We start from the raw sequence: 17645 nt of genomic DNA on the forward strand, positions 1-17645 counted from the left end.
TCACCAGCGGGCCAGCAAACGCTCCGCGCCCGCACACATCTCGTCGATCACCTCCGCCACCGACGCGTCGTCGCGGATCATCCCGACGCCCTCGCCGGCGTCGACGGGCGCGACGCGGCGATCGTCGGCGGCGATCGCGGTGGAGAGTTCGTCGCAGGCCGGCGCATCGAGGGCGTCCTCGCGGCCGGTCCAGCGCGCGACGAAGTCGTTGGCCAACACGCGCGACGGGAAACGCGCCGGCCACGGTAGCCGCTTGGCGACGTCGAAGACCCGGGTGACGACCGTGTCGGTGGCCCGGGCGGCGATCAGCGCGCGGCGGCTGCCGGCACCGGTGAGGGCCTCCGGGCACGCCGCCAGGCGGGTGCCGACCCACGCCCCGCTCGCGCCGGCGGCCAGCACGGCGGCCAGACTGCGCGGCGAGGCGATGCCGCCGCCGGCGAGGACCGGCACCGGCACGGCGTCCAGCACGGCGTCGAGCAACGGCAGCGTGCCGAGCTGCACCGCGCCGTGCCCGCCGCCCTCGGCCCCCCGCGCAACCAGGACGTCGACGCCCGCGTCGGCGGCCCGGCGGGCGCCCTCCCCGTCGTAAACCTGTGTGGCGGTGGGGATTCCGGCGTCGTGCGCCCGGGCGACCCACGACCAGTCGGTGCCGAAGCTGACCGACAACAGGGCGGGCCCGGCGGCCAGCGCGTCTTCGAGCAGACCCTCCTCGTTGCGCATCACCCAGTCCACCAGCCCGATCCCGACCCTCCCGCGCACGTGCCGCAGTTCGGCCCGCAGTAACTCTCGGCTCCCGTCGCTGCCCATGCCGACCATGCCCAGCCCCCCGGCGGCGGTGACGGCGGTGGCCAGCCGGCCGCCGGCCACCCCGCCCATCGGGGCGTTGACGATCGGCGCCCGCAGCCCGAACTCCCTCGACCAGGGCGTGGACAACATCCGGGCTAGTGGGCCGCTCCGGGCTGGCTCTTCAGCACGGTCAGCATCACCACCGAATCCTCGACCGCGTGCAGGGCATGCCGTTGCGCCGGGATCGCGACGTAGTCCCCGGCCTTGCCGTCCCAGGCGTCGCCGCCGGTCGTCAGGCGCACGTGGCCCTGCAGCACCTGCAGCGTCGCCTCGCCGGAGCTGTCGTGCTCGGACAGGTCATGGTCGGCGAGCAACGCCAGCACGGTCTGGCGCAGCTCGTGGGTGTGGCCGCCGTGAATGGTGTGCGCGGCGCGTCCGCTGTGCGACTTCCCCGCCTCGGCGAGCTTTTCGGCGGCGAGCGCGGTCAACGAGATGGATTCCATAATCGGCCCCTTCGGTTGTGACAGCCGCAATCAGACGGTCAGTAGCAGTATCCCCGCCACGAGCAGGGCCACCGTCTTGACCGCCTCCAAGCCGACGTAGGCGTAGTGGGCGTGGGACCGCGGTCCCTCGGACCCGGCGAGCACCTGATCGGACCGGCGGGTCAACCGCGGGCGCACCGCGATCAACTGGGCGGCCAGCGCGGCGATGGCGACGGCGAACGGCACGGCGGCGCGCGCGGGCATCGGCCCGCCGGGGGCCGACGCCAGGATCGCCACGATGACGAGGGCGAAGGCCACCTCGACGGTGTTGAGGGCGCGAAAGACCAAGCGCCCGATGCCGAGCCCTATCTGCAGCGTCACGTCGGGCGCGCGGAACTTCAGCGGGGCTTCCAGGAACGAGATCGCCAGCACCATGCCGAGCCAGACGAAGGTCACCGCGACGGCGATCGCCGACCCCGTGCTCACCGGCCGGCCCCGACCGGCTTGAGGTGCGCCAGGCAGAGATCCGGCTCGACGAACGCGTCGAGCCGATCGACGGTGACCGGCGCGGCCAGCGTCTCGAGGGCGCCCTGCATCAGCCCGAGGTGAATGGGACATACGACCGCGCCGCGGGTTTCGGCCAGTTCCAGAAACGGGCAATGGCGCAGCCCGACCAGTTGCCGCCCGTCGGATTCCCGGCGCTCCGGCGCGAATCCCAGCTCGTCGAGCACCCCGACGAGATAGTCGACGGCTTGCTCGGCGCTGGTGGCCCGCGCCGACGGCTGCGGGGCCGATTCCAGGTTGCGTCCCCACGCCCGGCCCGCGGCCATCGCCTTGCCGCGGGGATCGCGGTCGGCGGCCAGCGCCTCGGTCAGGATTTCGGCCAGCAGCCGGTAGTGGCGCGTCCCGCCGCGGTCCATCTGCCGGACCGCCTGGAACATCAGCGGCGGGCGCCCGGGCCCCCTGCGGCCGGGCTCGACCTGCTCGACCCGGCCGTCGCCGACCAGGCTGTCGAGATGGAAGCGCACGGTGTTGGGATGCACGCCGAGTTCTTCGGCGATCGCGATGATGCTCATCGGGGCGGCCGACGAACGCAACAACCGCAGCACCTCGCGGCGGCGATGACCGATGGGTTCTCCGACTGACGTAATCCGCCTCACGCTCCTTTGATCTCGTCGACCCCGGGCTGGCCGGCGACCAACGGTGTGTCGACACCGAGGGCACCGATCTTTGCCGCCCCGCCCGGCGACCCCAGCGGCTCGTCCCGACCGGGCAGCACTTCGGTGAAGAACGCCTCATTATCGGCCAGGTAGGGTCTCAGCTCCTCGGGCAGGTCGTCCTCGTAGTAGATCGCCTCCACCGGACACACCGGCTCGCACGCCCCGCAGTCCACGCACTCGTCGGGCTGGATGTACAGCGCCCTGCCGCCTTCGTAGATGCAGTCCACCGGGCACTCCTCGACGCAGGCCCGGTCCATCACGTCGATGCACGGCTTTCCGATCACGTACGTCATGCGATAAAGTTTACACAAAATCTTTTGTAGAAACCAAGGACTACGGAGAACCAGTGGCAGACAACGAACTTGACGTGTGCGGGCTGCGCAAGCCGGACAAGCACCCGACGATCTTTGCGGCGTTCGGCGCGCTGGCGGTCGGCGACTCCTTGGTGCTGGTGAACAACCACGACCCCAAGCACCTGCGGGACGAGTTCGACGCCGACCACCCCGGCGGCTACGGCTGGGAGTACCTCGACAAGGGGCCACGGGTCTGGCGGATCCGGATCACCAGGCTCACCTCCACCCCGTCGCCCCGAATCCTGGCCGACACCAACGACTTCGACACGAAAACCGGCCCCGACGGGCTGCGCCTCCCGCTGGAGCCGGTCGTGAAAACTTCTGCGCCACCGCCGCTCTGACGCCCGCCGCCAGGGGACCTCTGCTCGTCGAATCTGTGACAAACGGCTCTGCTGGCCGACGCGCCCGCGCCAATAGCGTCGTGCGTGAAAGACAGCCGATTGACACCGACGAACAGAGGACATGCCATGTCATCGCGCCATGCAGCTACGGGACCCATGGGGATCGTCGTCGGCATCGACGACTCTCCGGCCGCACGGGTTGCGGTGCAGTGGGCGGCACGCGAGGCCGAGCTGCGAAGAATCCCCCTGACACTCGTCTACGCGGTTTCGCCGGAGGTTTCGACCTGGCTGCGCACGCCGCCGCCGCCAGGCGTGATGCGCTGGCAACAGGATCACGGTCGCCGGCTCATCGACGGCGCGCTCAAGGTCGTCGAAGAGTCCACCGCGTCCGGCGGTCCCGCCGGCGTCCACACCGAAATCCTTTCGTCGGGCGCGGTTCCCGCGCTGGTCGACCTGTCCAAGGAAGCCGAGCTGGTGGTGGTGGGGGCACAGGGCAGCGGGCGCTGGCCCGGTCGGCTGCTCGGCTCGGTCAGTTCGGCCCTGCTGCGGCACGCGCATTGCCCGGTCGCGATCGTCCACGAGGAGGACTTGCCGGCGGCCGCCGCCGGTCAGTCGCCGGTGCTGGTCGGCATCGATGGTTCGCCGGCATCCGAGTCGGCCACCGCGATCGCCTTCGACGAAGCCTCGCGCCGCCACACCGGCCTGGTCGCCCTGCACGCGTGGAGCGACCTCGACATCTCGGAGTGGCCCGGAGTCGATTGGCCCGCAACGCAATCCATGGCCGAAGAGGTGCTGGCCGAGCGGCTGGCGGGTTGGCAGGAACAGTACCCCGACGTGCAGGTGGCGCGGGTCGTCGTGCAGGCCCAGCCCGCGCGCCGGCTCGTCGAGGCATCGCTGGATGCCCAGCTGGTCGTGGTCGGCAGCACGGGGCGCGGCGGATTCGCCGGGATGCTGGTGGGTTCGGTCGGCGAGACCGTCGCCCAGATGGCGCGGGTGCCGGTCGTCGTGGCGCGCGAGGCGCCGGCCTAGCTTTCGCGTCGAGCCGGTAAGTGCCGCGGATCCGCTGAGAATCAGTCAATCGGTGCTATGCCGCCCACGCGATCCACGAGGTCGGCGACCGCGGGATCGTTACGGACCACGTCGTGGGCGACGTCGGTCAACTTCCGGTCCTGACGACGGGCGTAGCGCCGCAACAATTCGGACGCCTCACCGACAGTGATGCGACCGCGTTCAGCCAGAATGCCTTTCGCCTGCTCGAAGCTCAGACGGTTGTTGAGCGCGGCCTGCAACTGTTCGGTCAGCAGATCCCGCTGACATATGACTCGTTGCTGCAGCAGCCCGATGGCAGCCACGTCGGTCAATGCCTGGGCAACGGTGCGTAATTGGGGATCAAGACCACCGCGCGTCTGCGTGAACAGGTTCATTCCGCCGATGACCTCCCCGCGCAACCGCATGGGCAGCGCGTGCACGGCCGCGAACCCGATGTCGAGGGCCTTCGGGACGAAATGCGGCCACCGGTCGGATTCGGTGGAAAGGTCCGGGCAATCGACGGGCCGCCCGGTCCGGTAGCAGTCCAGGCAAGGACCCTCGGCGTGTTGCAATTGGAACAACTCCAGCACGCGGGCCTGCTCACTGGATGCGGCGACGACGTTGAGGCCGCCGTGATTGTCGGCGACCAACAGCCCGACCGCCTCTACGCCCAGGGCCTGCTGCGTGCGCACCGACACCAGGTGGAAAAAGTCGACCAGGTCGAAGTCGGCGACGAGCGTGTCCGCCAGTTCGACAAACGAATCCGCGATGGCGGGCTGCGGGCCGGTCATGGCTGCACCCGGCTGCCCTGGCCCGCCGAAGGTTTCGCGTCGTCCGGCCGGAAGCGCAACCGGCGTTCCACCACGGCGCGTGCGACATCGGTGAGTCGCGCGTTGTGGCTGTAGGCGTACGCGCGCAGCCGCACCAACGCGTCGAGCACCGACGAGCCGAGTTGCACGGAGATCATGCCGGCCGCCTGGTGCACCTCCGCGTGCCACAGCACCGGACCGAGTCCATCGGGATCGTCACCGTCCACCGCGGTGGAGATGCCGCATTCGGCGTCGAGCACCAGCAGCAGCGCGGTGTCGGCGTAGACCAAGGCGTCCATCAGTTGTTCCCGGTCGAGGGGACCCGGCGTGTCGTGATAGAGGTCGAGCACTCCCACGCGGAGCGCGCCCAGCGCCAGCGGAAGGCTGTACATGGCGCGCACCCCGAGCCGACTCACGTCGGTTGCGAACATCGGCCATCGGTGGTTGCCCATCGGCGCGGCCATGTCCGCGACGAGAATCGGCCTGCCCGACTCGTGCGCGTCAATTCCCGGGCCCTCGCCCACGGTCGCTTGCAATTCTTCAACCGCACCGGCATGCGAATCGGTGACACAGAGCGGTTCGAGCGACCCCGTGCCGCTGGGCAAAATCAGGCCGGCGCCGCTGACGCCGACCGCCTCCACGCACGCCAGGCACGCGTGCCTCGGCGAGATCGTGGACCCCTCGCGCTGCGCGAGCATCGCGATCGAGGTCCAGATCCGGGAGGTGCGAGCACCGATCACCGCTGATCACCCTCCCCGACGGGCCATTTTGTTACCCGGTGATCATCGACTCGTCGCGGGCCGGGCGTAAGTGCCAAAGGTCACTTCTCAAGGGCGGCGCGCGGCCGTCAGCGCACGACGAGCACCGAGCATTCGGGGTGGCGGAAAAGTGGGTGCCCGTGCGGCCCGACGAGCCGCGCCAGCTGGTCGGCCTCGTCGCCGCCGATCACCGCGAGCAGGACCTGCTCGTCATTGGCTGTCAGGAAGCCGGAGATGGCGTCCTTCGTGGTGATCGGGTAGACGCGCACCTCGGGATGGCGCCGCCGCCAATCCTGCACACGCCGTTCGAACTGCCCGTCGGCGTGTTCGGTGAGATCCTCCGGCCGGCCCCCGAGCACGAGCATGGGCGCCCGGCGCAACTTCGCTTCCGCCACAGCGTATTTGACGACGATGTCGTTGCCGGGTGCGTCGGTCATCCGGACGACGATCCAATTGATGTCGGGCGGTGGCCGCTCGGTGCGCAGGACCGCGACCGGGCAATGCGCCTTCTCGGCGAGCTCGGTCGCCGTCGAACCCAGGATCGAGCGCGCGAAGCGCCCGATCCCCACCGATCCCACGCAGATCATCTCGGCATCCGAGGACGCCTCGACCAGCAGCGGCCCGGCGGGCCCCCGCAATATGTCGGTTTCGACGGTGACCGTGGCGCGGCCGGCCTCGATCGCGGATCGCGCCTCGCGAAGCGACTTCTCGGCGTGCACGAGGTCGCGGGCGTAGTCGTCGGTGGACGGGTGCGTCAGCTTCATGACCGCGACGAGGCGCAGCGGCGCACCACGGCTGATCGCCTCGTCGGCGGCCCACAGCGCGGCCGCGACGGCCGCCGCGGAGCCGTCGATGCCCACGATGATCGGTTTCATAAGCCCGCCAACATCTTTCGGCTCTCAGGAATGGCCTGTCAGGGCCGGTCCGGGCTGGGAGAGCCGATAGACGTCCATCAGCCGGGTGAGGTCGCTGGGCGTGACGATGCCGATCACGTCGCCGCCGTCGACCACCAGCGCGCGGCTGCGCGGGCCGACCGGTGTCATCCGCTCGAGCAGCGCCGTCAGGGGCTCCTGCGGTCCCGCGGTGGGCACCGCGTCCAGCGGCAGGGCGATGTCGACCACGTTGGTGGTGCCGCGCCGGCCCGGGGCGAGGTCGCGCAGCTGGCTCAGCGTGACCAGCCCGACGATCGACCCGTTTTGGTCGGCCACCGGGTACGCCGAGTGTCGGTCGCCCAGCACATAGCGCTGGATGAAATCGTCGACGGTGATCCACCCGGGTGCGGTGTGCGGCCGGGCGGTCATCGCGTCGGCCACGCGCACACCGGCGAAGAGCTGCTGGGTGGTTATCCGCATCTCCTCCTCGCGACTGGCGGCGAAGATGAACCAGCCGATGAACGCCAGCCAGACGCCGCCGACGACGCCGCCCGCCACGAACTCGGCCAGCCCCAAGGCGATCAGGACGAACGCGACGATCCGCCCGGCGTGCGCCGCGCCGATGCCGGCGCGCACGAGGTCGCCGTGGCGGCGCCACAGGTACGCCCGCAGGACCCGGCCGCCGTCCAGCGGGGCGCCCGGCAACAGGTTGAACAGGCCCAGCAGCAGGTTGATGCCGGCCAGCCAGGCGGCGACGCCGACGACGATCGGAGCGCCGCCGACGCTGCGCAGCGCCGCGACGAGGCCGCCGAACGTCGCGGCCAGCGCCAGGCTGGTGGCGGGGCCCGCGATGGCGATCCGGAAGGCGGCTTTGGGAGTCTTCGCCTCGCCGTCGAGCGTGGTCACCCCGCCGAACAGCCAGAGCGTCACACTGCCCACGCCTACCCCCGCGCGGCGGGCGACGATCGCATGCGCGAGTTCGTGCGCCAGCAGCGACGCCAGCAGCACCAGCGCGCCACAGGCGCCCGCGAGCCAATAGGCCGCGGTCGAATACCCTTTGGCGGTGCTCGGCAGCGTGGTCGCCAGGCTCCAGGTGAACAACCAGAGGATGACCAGCACGCTCCAGTGCACCTTCACCGGGAAACCGGCGACCCGTCCTAGCGGGATCGCGTCGTGCACTTCCAGAACCTCCAAAGTCGTTGGCCCGCGTGAGGCCACTCCACCCTGCAGCCGAAACTAAGGTGGCGCCGTGGCCGCGACTAGGGCCGTTGGACCTTGCGCCAGCGGCCAATGGACCTGCCCGGTCAGAACTCGCAGATGTGGCCCACGCAGCCGCCGCTGAAGGTGGGGTCGGCGGACACCGGCGCGTGTTCGGTAGCCGGGCCGGCATAGGTCAGCACCTGTCCGGGCCGACTGCCGTAACGGTAAACCGTGATGCCTTTGACCTTCGCTCTCCATGCGGCCAAATAGAGCGAGCGAACATCGTCGACGGTCGCATCGGCGGGCAGGTTGACGGTTTTGGACACCGCCGCATCGACGTGGCGCTGCACGGCGGCCTGCATCCGCAGGTGCCACTCCGGAGCGATTTCCGCCGCGGTCGGAAATGCGGCGCGGACCTCCGCGGGCAGGTGCGGGTACTGGCGCACGCCGCCACGGCGTGCGATCTCGGCGATCAACTCAGGACGATAGAAGCCCCGATCGCGGGCGAGCCGATCGAAGCACGGGTTGACCTCCAGGAGGCGCCGGCCGATGACCGAGCGCGTGTAGGCGATCGCGAACATCGGCTCGATCCCCGCGGTGGTGCCCGCAATCAGGGAGATCGTGCCGGTCGGGGCGATCGACGTGAGCTGGGCGTTGCGCCGCGGCGTCGAGCCCGCAAACCGGCTGTCGCCGAACGCCGGAAACGGTCCCCGCTCGTCGGCCAGGCGCGCCGACGCCGCCCGCGTCGCCTGCTCGATGCAGCGCGCGATCCGGCCGGCCAAACGGACCCCTCGCTCGCTGTCGTACGGAATCCCCAAGCCGGCCAACATCTCCGCCAATCCCATGACGCCCAGCCCGATCTTTCGGGTCGCCCGGGTGGCCGCCCCGATCTCCGCGACGGGATACCCGCTGACGTCGATCACATCGTCGAGAAAGCGCACGGCCAGCTCGGCGACCTGCGCCAGCCGATCCCAATCGACGCCGCCGCCGCTGACCATCCGGGCGAGGTTGATCGAGCCCAGGTTGCACGACTCGTACGGCAGCAATGGGACCTCCCCGCACGGGTTGGTTGCCTCGATCCGGCCCCGCGCCGGCGTGGGATTGGCGCGATTGATCGTGTCGAGGAACACCAATCCCGGGTCGCCGCACCGATGCGCGGCCGCGCAGATCGCCGTGAACAGGTCGGCGGCGGGCACTCGCGCGACCGTCTTGCCGGTTCGCGGGTTGACCAGACGGTGCTCACCGCCGCGCGTGACGGATCGCAAGAACGCGTCCGTCACGCCCACCGAGAGGTTGAACTGGGTCAGCGCGCTGTGGGAATCCGCTTTGGCGCTGACGAATTCGAAGATGTCGGGGTGTGAAACGTCCAGCACCGCCATCGACGCTCCGCGCCGCCGTCCGCCCATCGAGACGACGTCCGCCGCGGTGTCGAAGAGCCGAAGGAAAGACATCGGCCCGCTCGCCGCGCCCCCGGTGCGGGTCACCCGATCGCCCGCGGGACGTAGGTGACCGAACGCGTAGCCGGTGCCGCCTCCGGCCTGGTGGATCTCAGCGCTGTGGGCGAGCGCGAGGAAGATCGAGCGGAGCGAATCCTCAATCGGCAGAACGAAACACGCGGACAGCAGGCCCAGTTCAGTGCCCGCGTTCATCAGCGTCGGCGAATTCGGCAAGAACTCCAGGCCGCGCAGCAGCGTCGAAAACCGCTCCGCCCACTTCGCCGAGGAACCGCGCCGGAAGGTTTCTTCGGCCGCCGCGACGCAGCTGGCGACGCGGTCCATCATCTCACCGGTCGATTCGGTCGGCCTGCCGTCCTCACCGGACAGCAGGTAGCGCTCGCCGAGCACTGTCGCCGCTGCCACGCTCAACTTGAGCTCGTCGCGCACGCCCAGCAGCTCCTTGGCGGCGCGCAACTCCGCGTGGTGTTGCCGATAGACCATGTACGCGCGGGCCACGTCGTCCAACCCTGCTGCGACCAGCTGGGCCTCGACGAAGTCCTGGATCTCCTCGACCGCAGCGATCTTGGCGCGGGGCCGGCGGGCCAGCGCGTCGGCGACCGCCTTGGCGACCCGGCCCGGCGCGCCGGGGTCCCGGTGCCCGGCCTCGCGAGCGGCCCGTGCGATCGCCGCCTCGATGCGGCCCGGGTCGAAGGGCACCAGCCGCCCGTCGCGGCGCCGGACGCTCGCCGGCCACCGCGCACCGCTCGGCGGACTGCTCATCTCCCGAGTATCCCCGCCTTTCACCGAAATTCAGCAGCCGTAAACCCAATGAGGACTTGAGTCCCTATCGCCTCGGCGGCCGCGGTGGTCGGATTGAGGCGTCGTTTCTGGCAACTCACAACATTTCAGGAGAACACAATGACCAGCACCCTTCCTGCGACCCAGAAGCCACAGCATTCGCTGTTCCCCGAGTTTGCGGACTTCTTCGCGGGGTTCCCTTCGTTCGCCGGCATCCGCCCGATGTTCGACACCCGGCTGATGCGGCTCGAGGACGAGATAACCGACGGTCGCTACGAGGTTCGCGCCGAGATCCCCGGCATCGACCCGGCGAAGGACGTCGACATCACCGTCCGCGACGGTCAGCTCACCATCAAGGCCGAACGCAGCGAGAAGAAGGAATTCGACGGCCGCTCGGAATTCTCGTACGGCTCGTTCGTCCGCACGGTCTCGCTGCCGTCCGGCGCCGACGACGACGACATCAAGGCTACCTACGACAAGGGCATCCTGACTGTCTCCGTGGGTATTTCGAAGCCCGCTCCCGCCGAGAAGCACGTGCAGGTGGCCACCGGCTAGCCGAGTTCAAACCGCCGATCGGGTCGGCGTCGTCGTCTGGGACCGCTCGACCCGTCGCTTGACGCCGAGCAACAAGGCGCGGGTGCCCAGCGTGATGACCGGCCTGGCCAGTTCCATGGCGAACACCTCGCCGGGGTGGCGCAGCGCGATTCGGGCGCGGGTGAGGAGCCGGACGCGGTCTTCCCAGTGCGGCTGAATGTGGAAGGACCACACCGCATTCCAGCGCCGATCCGCTCGTGTGGCGTTGAGCACGACATATTTTTCTCCGACGAGCTCGGCGACGCTCAACGTCACCCCGTCGGGCAGGCCCATCCAGCCCTCGGGCGCCAGGCGCACGACATCGCCGACCGCGAGCTGTTCGCACTCCGAGCCGGCGTCGCGGCGCACCTGGCCGGCCCGCATCAGCTCCGCCCACACCGCGGACACCGGCGCGTCGATGTACACCGCCTCGGTCGTCTGGATCGCCGGATCCGGCACCGACCCGTCGCCGGGCAGCACCATCCGGCACTCCGCCTTGGTCGCGCCCCAATTGCGGTAATACTGTCGCGCGCCGTACAGCAGACCGAGCAGCGCCGCCGCCTCGGTGGTCCGTCTCATCGCGTAGGCCATGACGCCAGTTTCGGTGGACGGCGCCGCCGTCCGACAGGGCCAATGGTCCCTGTGCCGAGGCCAATGTGCCCCACGCGCCTTCGGGGACTTTGGACCCTATCCGCAATCTCCGCGTGACGGAATAATGACCTCGTCTGACGTAACTTAGCGTGCGGCGGTTGCGGCTGAACAAAGGAGCATGACGGTTATGGGTTTGAACCCACCGTTGTTACTGACCGATACTGACGTAGACGCCCTCGCGCGGGAATTCTTGCTCTCCCGCTACCTCGGCCCCATTTATGCCGACTGGTCTCCCGATCGGCGGCTGGACACCTTCCTGCGGCGGCGCGGCCTGTCCCGTGTCGCCGACGACGGGGACCTGTCCACGATCGTGCTGGACCGCATCATGGCCCGGGTGAGCGGCGGGTCGCGCTCCTAGCTTCGGGACCAACGGCACTACCGGCGCTCGCGGCGCGGACGCATAGTGATGCAGACCGCCGCGATCGGAGATGAGCGCCGATGGAACACCTGTCAACCATGGAGGCCAGCTTCCTGGAGGCCGAGGACGCCGACCGGCACCTGAGTCTGGCGATCGGCACGCTGGCCGTCATCGATGGGCCGATGCCCGATGTGGAGGCGTTCACCGCGGCACTGCGCGAGCGGATACGCGGCGTCCCCCGGTTCACGCAGCGGGTGCACAAGCACGCCCTCGAGCTGGCGGCGCCCGAATGGATCGACGACCCCCACTTCGACATCGCCCATCACGTGCGGCGGGCGGCGTTGCCCCAACCCGGCGACGACGCCGCGCTGTTCCGGCTGATCGCCGACCTGATGGAGCGCAGGCTGGATCGCGACCACCCGCTGTGGGAGTGCTGGGTCGTCGAGGGCCTTCCGGAGGGGCGGTGGGCGGCCCTGGTCAAGGTCCACCACTGCATCGCCGACGGGATCGCGACGGTACAGATGTTGACCAGCATGGCCGACCCGGGCGGCGCGGGTGAGACGTTCGCCGGCGACATCCGCGCCGCCAACGAGCTGCCGTCGTCGATCGTCCTTTCGGCCGGACTCAGCCGCAATCCGCTGACCTGGGCGGGCGGGCTATGGCGCGCCTCGCTGGCGACCACCGCGGTCGCCGCGCAGACGGCAAGGGGCGCAGCGGAATTCGTCACCGGGCTGGCGGTGCCGGCGGCGGGGTCGTCGCTGCGCGGCCCAGTGGCCAACATGCGGCGTTACAGCGCGGCGCGGGTGTCACTCAAAGAGGTCGAGACGGTGTGCGAGGCCTTCGGCGTGACGCTCAACGACGTGGCGCTGGCGGCGATCACCGACAGTTACCGCACCATGCTGCTGCGTCGCGGCGAGAAGCCCCGGCGCAACTCGCTGCGCACCCTGGTTCCGGTGTCGGTGCGCGCGCCGGATGCCATGAACCGCACCGACGTTCGCGTGTCGGCGATGCTGTCATCGCTGCCCGTCGACCAGCAGGACCCGGTCAAGCGGCTCAGGCTCGTGCACGCCCGGCTGGACAGGCTCAAGAGCAGCGGCGAGCGACAGGCCGCCAGCACCTTCGTCACGCTGACCAACTACGTGCCGTTCGTGTTGAGCGCGTGGGCGATTCGGCTGCTGACGCGGCTGCCGCAGCGCAGTATCGTCACCCTGGCGACCAACGTGCCGGGCCCGCGCCGGCGGCTGCAGGTGCTCGGGCGCCCGGTGGAAGAGCTGCTGCCGATACCGCCGATCGCCATGCAGTTGCGCACGGTGATCAGCATGCTGACCTACGTCGACGAACTCGTCTTCGGCGTCACCGCGGACTACGACGCCACACCCGACGTGGACGAGCTCGCCAGCGGCATCGAACTCGGCGTCGCACGGCTGGTCACCCGCGCCCTGGCGCGCAAGCCGGCGAAGCGGAGCCGTCACCCCGCCAGGCTGGCCACCTAGCGTTCTTCGGAAGGCAGGTAACGCTTTTCCACCGCCCGCACGAGCTGGTCGCGGATGCGTTCCACGTCGGCGGCCCGGTGGGCCTCCAGCTCGTCCTCCCATGCCGCCACCAGCAACGCGAAGTCTTTGTCGGCGATCGTGCCCTCGAGCCAGTGCGAGAAATCCCCGCGTTCGAGATGGTATTCGAGTGCCTGCTGATCGAGATGTCTTACCGCAGTGCAGAAGTCGTGCATGCTCGCGGCCGCGGGGATCGATTCGCCGTTGGTCGTGCGAAAGTAGAACCGCCGTTCTGGCGGGAGCCGGACGTCGGCGTACTTGTGCCGGTGCCGCACGTGTTCGGTGCGGCGGTCCGCGATGGTGAACCCGCGTGGCGGCTGCGATCCGAAACGGATGGCGGCCCTCCGTCGCGAGGCGATGTCCGCCGCGATGTCGCGATCGCCGAGCGTTATCGCGACGTCGCTGGTATCGATCTCGTGCGCGGGAAGCGCCGCCGGCGCGAACGAACACAACACGTAACCGCCGCGGCGTGCCCAGTGCGCTTCCTCGTCGCCGCCGAGCAGGTGGGCCTCGTCGTAGACGACCCAGTGCGGGAAGCCGCGCTGTTCGCGGTGCGCCTCGGCGGTCGACCGCAATCGGCGCACATAGTCGCTCTTGCTGGGCTCGGGCAGTCCCGACATGTCGACCACCACGCTGGAGTCCGGCCGCAGCGCGTTGACGACCTCGGCCGGTTCGGGCAGGTGGTGGCCCCCGTCGACAACCTGCACCTGGCTGAGCTGCTGCAGCTGCAGGTGATCACCCTCGGGGTCGATGACGAGCACGCAGTAGCCGGCCAGCACCCATTGTTCGGCCATCAGGCCGAGCAGGTAGCTCTTTCCCGAGGCGGCCGGTCCGGTCACCAGGATGCGGCCCTGGCTTCCCGGCAACCGGGTCGTGGCCCCGTCGTCGAACGTGCCGATGTCGACCCAGTGGCGTGGCGGGCACCAGCGTTGCGCCCCAGACAGATACGGCTGGGTGAGCAGCTCGGCGACACCGGCCCCGTCCGGTTGCTCCAGGACGACGTCGGCGAATCGCCGCACCGACGAGACGGCGTCGGCAACCGCGGCGCCGATCTCGGCGACGCCGAGCAACGACAAGTCGTTCTCGGCGTCCCCCACCGCCACGGCATTGTGCGGCGACAGGCTCATTCTTTCCAGGAGGGCGGCCAGCCCGGTGCCCTTGGTGGTGCCCGCCGGCAACACCATCAGCGCCGACCGGTTGCGGATGACCTGGTAGTCCATCCCCAGCTCACCGATCGCCTCGACGACGTCGGCGGTGTGCTCCTCACCGTCGATGGCGACCAGCACCTGGCCGCGCCGGCATGGGATGCCCCGCGCGGCGAGCGCCTCGTCCAGGCCGGGGTCCACCGGTTCCGCCAGCACGTGGGTGCGCCCGTCGATCACCGCCACCGCACCGTTTTCCAGTACCAGCGCATCGACGTGATCGGCGAGCCAAGGGAATTCGGCATGCAATTCTGCTGCGATGCGGCCGGTGGCCAGCACGACGGTCAGGCCGTCCCGCCGGGCCCGGTCGATCGCCGCAACGGCCGGCGGGGACAGCTTGCCGGCCGATGCAATGGTGCCGTCGACGTCGACTGCGACGACTTTAAAGAATGCCACAGCCTTTCCTATCTGCGTTTCCCCGCCCCGAAGCCAAGGCGGGCGGTATGGGTCTTTGCAGGGCCTTTTGGCATGCGCACGGCCGCGCTCAATCCACGCTCACGATGGATTCCAGCTCGGTCAGGCACTCCTCGGTGAGCGGGATCAGCGTGTCGATGTCGGGCACCAGGTCGGCGCCCGCGACGTAGCCGAAGCCGATCCGGTCCGCGTAGGAACACGTCGTCACGTTGAAGGCCATTCCGTCGAACACCGTCGACACGGGATACATGTCGTCGACATGGGCCCCGTTCCAATACATTTCGGCGTCCGGACCGGGCACGTGCGAGATGGGCAGGTTGTAGCCGGTGCGCACCTTGGGCGCGAACGACAGCAGGGGGACGACCACCGTCGCGGCGATGCTCGGCGCGGTGGTCAGCAGCGATACCGCCGACCCCCGCTTGGCAACCGAGCGCTTTCCTTCCGACATCGACCGGTGGATCAGATCCAGCCGGGCGGCCGGGTCGTCGACATCGGTGCCCAGCGGACACAGCCAGAGGCCGAACATGTTGCCATGGTTGTCGTTCGCCGCGTCGTACTCGCGAGCGCGCACCGTGATCGGGCAGATGGCCACCAGCGACTGTTTGGGCAACTCCCCCCGCTCGAGCAGCCAGCGGCGCACCGCCCCGGCCACCATCGCGGTCACCACGTCATTGCCGGTGGCCCCGGTGGCCCGTTGCACCGCCTGGATGCGGTCCTTCGCCCAGCTGCCGGCCGCGACGACGCGTTTCGGCCCCAGGCGGCCGTTGAACCGCGTGTAGGGCGCCTCGAACGGCAACACGGTGGTGTGCCCGACGAGCGTGTCGAAGACGTTCGAGATCTCGCCCGTGACGGCCCGCCCGATGAGCCCGACGCTCGATGTCGCGGCGCCCAGCAACGAGCGCACCGGGGCCACCACGCGTGACGCCAGCCCGCCCGCCGCCGCGCGGGGCGAGGAGGCATGACGGCGGTCGGCGTAGAAGGGCGGCATCGACCGGCGTTGCGGGTCGGTGCTCAGCGCGTCGGCGATCATCTGGAAGCCGGCCACGCCGTCGATGACGGTGTGGTGCACCTTGATGTAGAACGCGAAGCGGCCACCGTCGAGGCCGTCGATCAGGTACGACATCCACATCGGCCGGCACCGGTCGAGCCGCTCGGCGTCCAGCTCGCCGATGAGCCGCCAGAACTCGTTGCGGTCCGCCGACACGGTCCTGCGCCGGCAATGTTGGCTGAGGTCAAGATCTTCCGCCTGGCGCCAGACCCACACGCCGCCGGTGTCCACGCCGCGGTGCGGGTACCGGCACAGCCTGGGGTCGATCGGGTCGTTGCCGGCGAGCGCCTCACGGTACAGGGCGTCGACGTAGTCCGGGCCCGCGTCCTGCGGCGGCGTCAGGATCAGCACGGCGCCGACGTGCATCGGGCTGGCCACCATCTCCGCGGCCATCATCGCCACGTCCAGCGGGTCCAGCGGATCCATTTCCGGGCGCCTAGGCCGGGCGGTCGCGCCGCGTCGACGGTTCGTCGAGGAGTCCGGACTGCCGCAGCGCGTCCCGGACGAAGTTCTGCACCGGGCGCGACCGGAAGAATCCGGTGTGACCGCCGGGATACCAGACGATTTCGGGTTTACCCCAGTGTTCCCAGAGGCGCACCACCTGCTCACGCGGATGCACGACCCGGTCGGCGACGCCGGCGTAGATGAACCGGCCCCGCCTCGGCACGAGTGGCGTCAGCGACAGCGGCGACGTCATCCGGCCGATGGGTTCGGCCAGTTCCATCGTGCGCCGGCGCGGGTCGTGCTCGCTGAGGCCGGAATGGCGCCCCAGCAGCTGCACCAGGTCCGCCACCGGCACGCCGAGGATCGCGCACGTGAGGCCCTTTTCGAGGCTCGCGACCAGCGCCGCGATGTAGCCGCCGAGCGAAAGGCTGTTCAACCCGATCGGCGACTCGGGCTCCTGCAACCGGATCCAGGACAGCAGCCGCCGGATGTCCCACACCGCCTGACCGGTGGCGTGCACGTCGTCGAGGATGTCCTCGCCGGGAAAGATGGCGCTCTTGGGCAGGCCGCGGGCCCGGGGGCCGTGCATCGGCAGAACCGGCATCACGACGTTCAGGCCGAGGTCGTCGTGCAGCTTCCAGGACCGAAACAGCGCGAGGTCCAGCGCGGCCCGACCCATTTCCGTGCCGTGCACGCACACCAGCCAGGGCCGCGGTTCGGGGTGGCGGAGCACCAGGGCGTATTCGCGGTCGTTCGAGGTGTAGCTCATCCACCGCTGCGCGCCAGGTTCGCCCGGCCGCGGCAGGTACCCGCTGTCGAAGGAGATTCGATAGAGAGATCGGGTGCGCCCCTTCACCTTTCGGACCGTGACGTCGGAGAGCGGCGGCGGCGCGCCGAAGAATCGCTTCGGGTGATCGAGCCATCCCCGCTTGCCGTAGAACTCCAGCCCCGCGAGCACCTCACCGGTGATGCGCTCGAACACCTCGGGCCGGCTGACCGGGCGGCGGGCCTTGAGACCCATCAGGACGATCTCGTCACGAAACGCCTGTGCGGCCAGGGCGAGGGTGGGGCGTGCGATGGGAAGTTCGCCGGGTGTCCCGTCGAGGTAGTCGCGCCACGACTGCGCGACGTACCGACCGGTGCCGGTGAGCGGTTCGACGGCCTTGCCCAGGCCATTGACGACCGGCGGATTCCAGCGCGGAGCGCCCGGTCCGCCGGGACCATGGCTGTCGGGTGTGGCCATGGCGGCACGCTAACACCCGGCCGATCGGGCGCGTTAGGGACCTACGGCCCGGCCGAAGGCGCGAAAGTCCTTGACCGG

General features: G+C 69.8%; 19 protein-coding genes. 5 read left to right on the forward strand and 14 right to left on the reverse strand.

Annotated features, from left to right (window positions below; genetic code table 11):
• The 5 genes from A5705_RS10090 to fdxA are packed head-to-tail and all read right to left on the reverse strand — an operon-like array spanning position 1 to position 2781.
• On the reverse strand, positions 1 to 936 hold the full coding sequence (locus A5705_RS10090) for a nitronate monooxygenase family protein (RefSeq protein WP_068277233.1): 936 nt from the start codon (positions 934 to 936) through the stop codon (positions 1 to 3).
• Positions 937 to 941: 5 nt separating this feature from the next.
• Positions 942 to 1289, reverse strand: a complete 348-nt coding sequence (locus A5705_RS10095; protein ID WP_067882209.1) for a cupin domain-containing protein — start codon at positions 1287 to 1289, stop codon at positions 942 to 944.
• 30 nt (positions 1290 to 1319) lie between these two features.
• Entirely contained in the window at positions 1320 to 1754 is a 435-nt protein-coding gene (locus A5705_RS10100) for a hypothetical protein (protein ID WP_067882211.1), read from the reverse strand.
• Positions 1751 to 2428: a metalloregulator ArsR/SmtB family transcription factor gene (locus A5705_RS10105; protein WP_067882213.1), complete on the reverse strand. Its 678-nt coding sequence runs from the start codon at positions 2426 to 2428 to the stop codon at positions 1751 to 1753. Before A5705_RS10105 ends, A5705_RS10100 begins: the two co-directional genes overlap by 4 nt.
• On the reverse strand, positions 2425 to 2781 hold the full coding sequence (gene fdxA, locus A5705_RS10110; protein ID WP_067882216.1) for a ferredoxin: 357 nt from the start codon (positions 2779 to 2781) through the stop codon (positions 2425 to 2427). The genes A5705_RS10105 and fdxA overlap by 4 nt, the downstream gene beginning before the upstream one ends.
• A gap of 53 nt (positions 2782 to 2834) precedes the next feature.
• On the opposite strand from fdxA, the gene A5705_RS10115 reads away from it, so the two are divergent.
• A complete protein-coding gene (locus A5705_RS10115) occupies positions 2835 to 3182 on the forward strand; it encodes a DUF2249 domain-containing protein (RefSeq protein ID WP_067882218.1) in 348 nt (115 codons plus the stop codon).
• Between the two features lie 126 nt (positions 3183 to 3308).
• A complete protein-coding gene (locus tag A5705_RS10120; protein ID WP_067882221.1) occupies positions 3309 to 4211 on the forward strand; it encodes a universal stress protein in 903 nt (300 codons plus the stop codon).
• A 41-nt stretch (positions 4212 to 4252) separates the two neighbouring features.
• On the opposite strand, the gene A5705_RS10125 is transcribed toward A5705_RS10120, so the two are convergent.
• The 5 genes from A5705_RS10125 to A5705_RS10145 all read right to left on the reverse strand — a co-directional run bounded on the left by A5705_RS10125 (position 4253) and on the right by A5705_RS10145 (position 10066).
• On the reverse strand, positions 4253 to 5002 hold the full coding sequence (locus tag A5705_RS10125) for a GAF and ANTAR domain-containing protein (protein WP_067882224.1): 750 nt from the start codon (positions 5000 to 5002) through the stop codon (positions 4253 to 4255).
• Complete coding sequence (locus tag A5705_RS10130; RefSeq protein WP_082956396.1) at positions 4999 to 5760, reverse strand: GAF and ANTAR domain-containing protein; 762 nt, start codon at positions 5758 to 5760, stop codon at positions 4999 to 5001. Before A5705_RS10130 ends, A5705_RS10125 begins: the two co-directional genes overlap by 4 nt.
• Positions 5761 to 5867: 107 nt before the next feature.
• A complete protein-coding gene (locus A5705_RS10135; protein WP_067882227.1) occupies positions 5868 to 6653 on the reverse strand; it encodes a universal stress protein in 786 nt (261 codons plus the stop codon).
• A 24-nt stretch (positions 6654 to 6677) separates the two neighbouring features.
• Positions 6678 to 7829: a site-2 protease family protein gene (locus A5705_RS10140; RefSeq protein WP_067882255.1), complete on the reverse strand. Its 1152-nt coding sequence runs from the start codon at positions 7827 to 7829 to the stop codon at positions 6678 to 6680.
• 125 nt (positions 7830 to 7954) lie between these two features.
• Positions 7955 to 10066: an adenosylcobalamin-dependent ribonucleoside-diphosphate reductase gene (locus A5705_RS10145; RefSeq protein ID WP_067882230.1), complete on the reverse strand. Its 2112-nt coding sequence runs from the start codon at positions 10064 to 10066 to the stop codon at positions 7955 to 7957.
• A 138-nt stretch (positions 10067 to 10204) separates the two neighbouring features.
• On the opposite strand from A5705_RS10145, the gene A5705_RS10150 reads away from it, so the two are divergent.
• A complete protein-coding gene (locus A5705_RS10150) occupies positions 10205 to 10639 on the forward strand; it encodes an Hsp20/alpha crystallin family protein (protein ID WP_067882233.1) in 435 nt (144 codons plus the stop codon).
• A 6-nt stretch (positions 10640 to 10645) separates the two neighbouring features.
• Here A5705_RS10150 and A5705_RS10155 read toward each other — a convergent pair whose 3' ends face one another.
• The gene (locus tag A5705_RS10155) at positions 10646 to 11248 is read right to left on the reverse strand and encodes a hypothetical protein (protein ID WP_067882235.1); all 603 of its coding nucleotides are present in this window, start codon (positions 11246 to 11248) and stop codon (positions 10646 to 10648) included.
• Positions 11249 to 11459: 211 nt separating this feature from the next.
• Here A5705_RS10155 and A5705_RS10160 point away from each other — a divergent pair, with 211 nt between their 5' ends.
• Together A5705_RS10160 and A5705_RS10165 are read left to right on the forward strand one after the other, a co-directional pair.
• The gene (locus tag A5705_RS10160) at positions 11460 to 11666 is read left to right on the forward strand and encodes a hypothetical protein (protein ID WP_197517014.1); all 207 of its coding nucleotides are present in this window, start codon (positions 11460 to 11462) and stop codon (positions 11664 to 11666) included.
• A gap of 80 nt (positions 11667 to 11746) precedes the next feature.
• Positions 11747 to 13159, forward strand: a complete 1413-nt coding sequence (locus A5705_RS10165) for a wax ester/triacylglycerol synthase family O-acyltransferase (protein ID WP_067882238.1) — start codon at positions 11747 to 11749, stop codon at positions 13157 to 13159.
• Here the strand turns inward: A5705_RS10165 and A5705_RS10170 are convergent.
• The 3 genes from A5705_RS10170 to A5705_RS10180 all read right to left on the reverse strand — a co-directional run bounded on the left by A5705_RS10170 (position 13156) and on the right by A5705_RS10180 (position 17567).
• Positions 13156 to 14814, reverse strand: a complete 1659-nt coding sequence (locus A5705_RS10170) for an HAD hydrolase family protein (RefSeq protein ID WP_067882240.1) — start codon at positions 14812 to 14814, stop codon at positions 13156 to 13158. The two genes, A5705_RS10165 and A5705_RS10170, sit on opposite strands and share 4 nt — an antisense overlap.
• Positions 14815 to 14902: 88 nt before the next feature.
• Positions 14903 to 16306, reverse strand: coding sequence for a wax ester/triacylglycerol synthase family O-acyltransferase (locus A5705_RS10175; RefSeq protein ID WP_068277238.1), 1404 nt, complete (start codon positions 16304 to 16306; stop codon positions 14903 to 14905).
• Positions 16307 to 16316: 10 nt separating this feature from the next.
• The gene (locus tag A5705_RS10180) at positions 16317 to 17567 is read right to left on the reverse strand and encodes a S9 family peptidase (RefSeq protein WP_067882264.1); all 1251 of its coding nucleotides are present in this window, start codon (positions 17565 to 17567) and stop codon (positions 16317 to 16319) included.
• Between the last annotated feature and the right edge of the window lie 78 nt (positions 17568 to 17645).

Source organism: Mycobacterium sp. E787 (assembly GCF_001668725.1).
Classification (GTDB): domain Bacteria; phylum Actinomycetota; class Actinomycetes; order Mycobacteriales; family Mycobacteriaceae; genus Mycobacterium.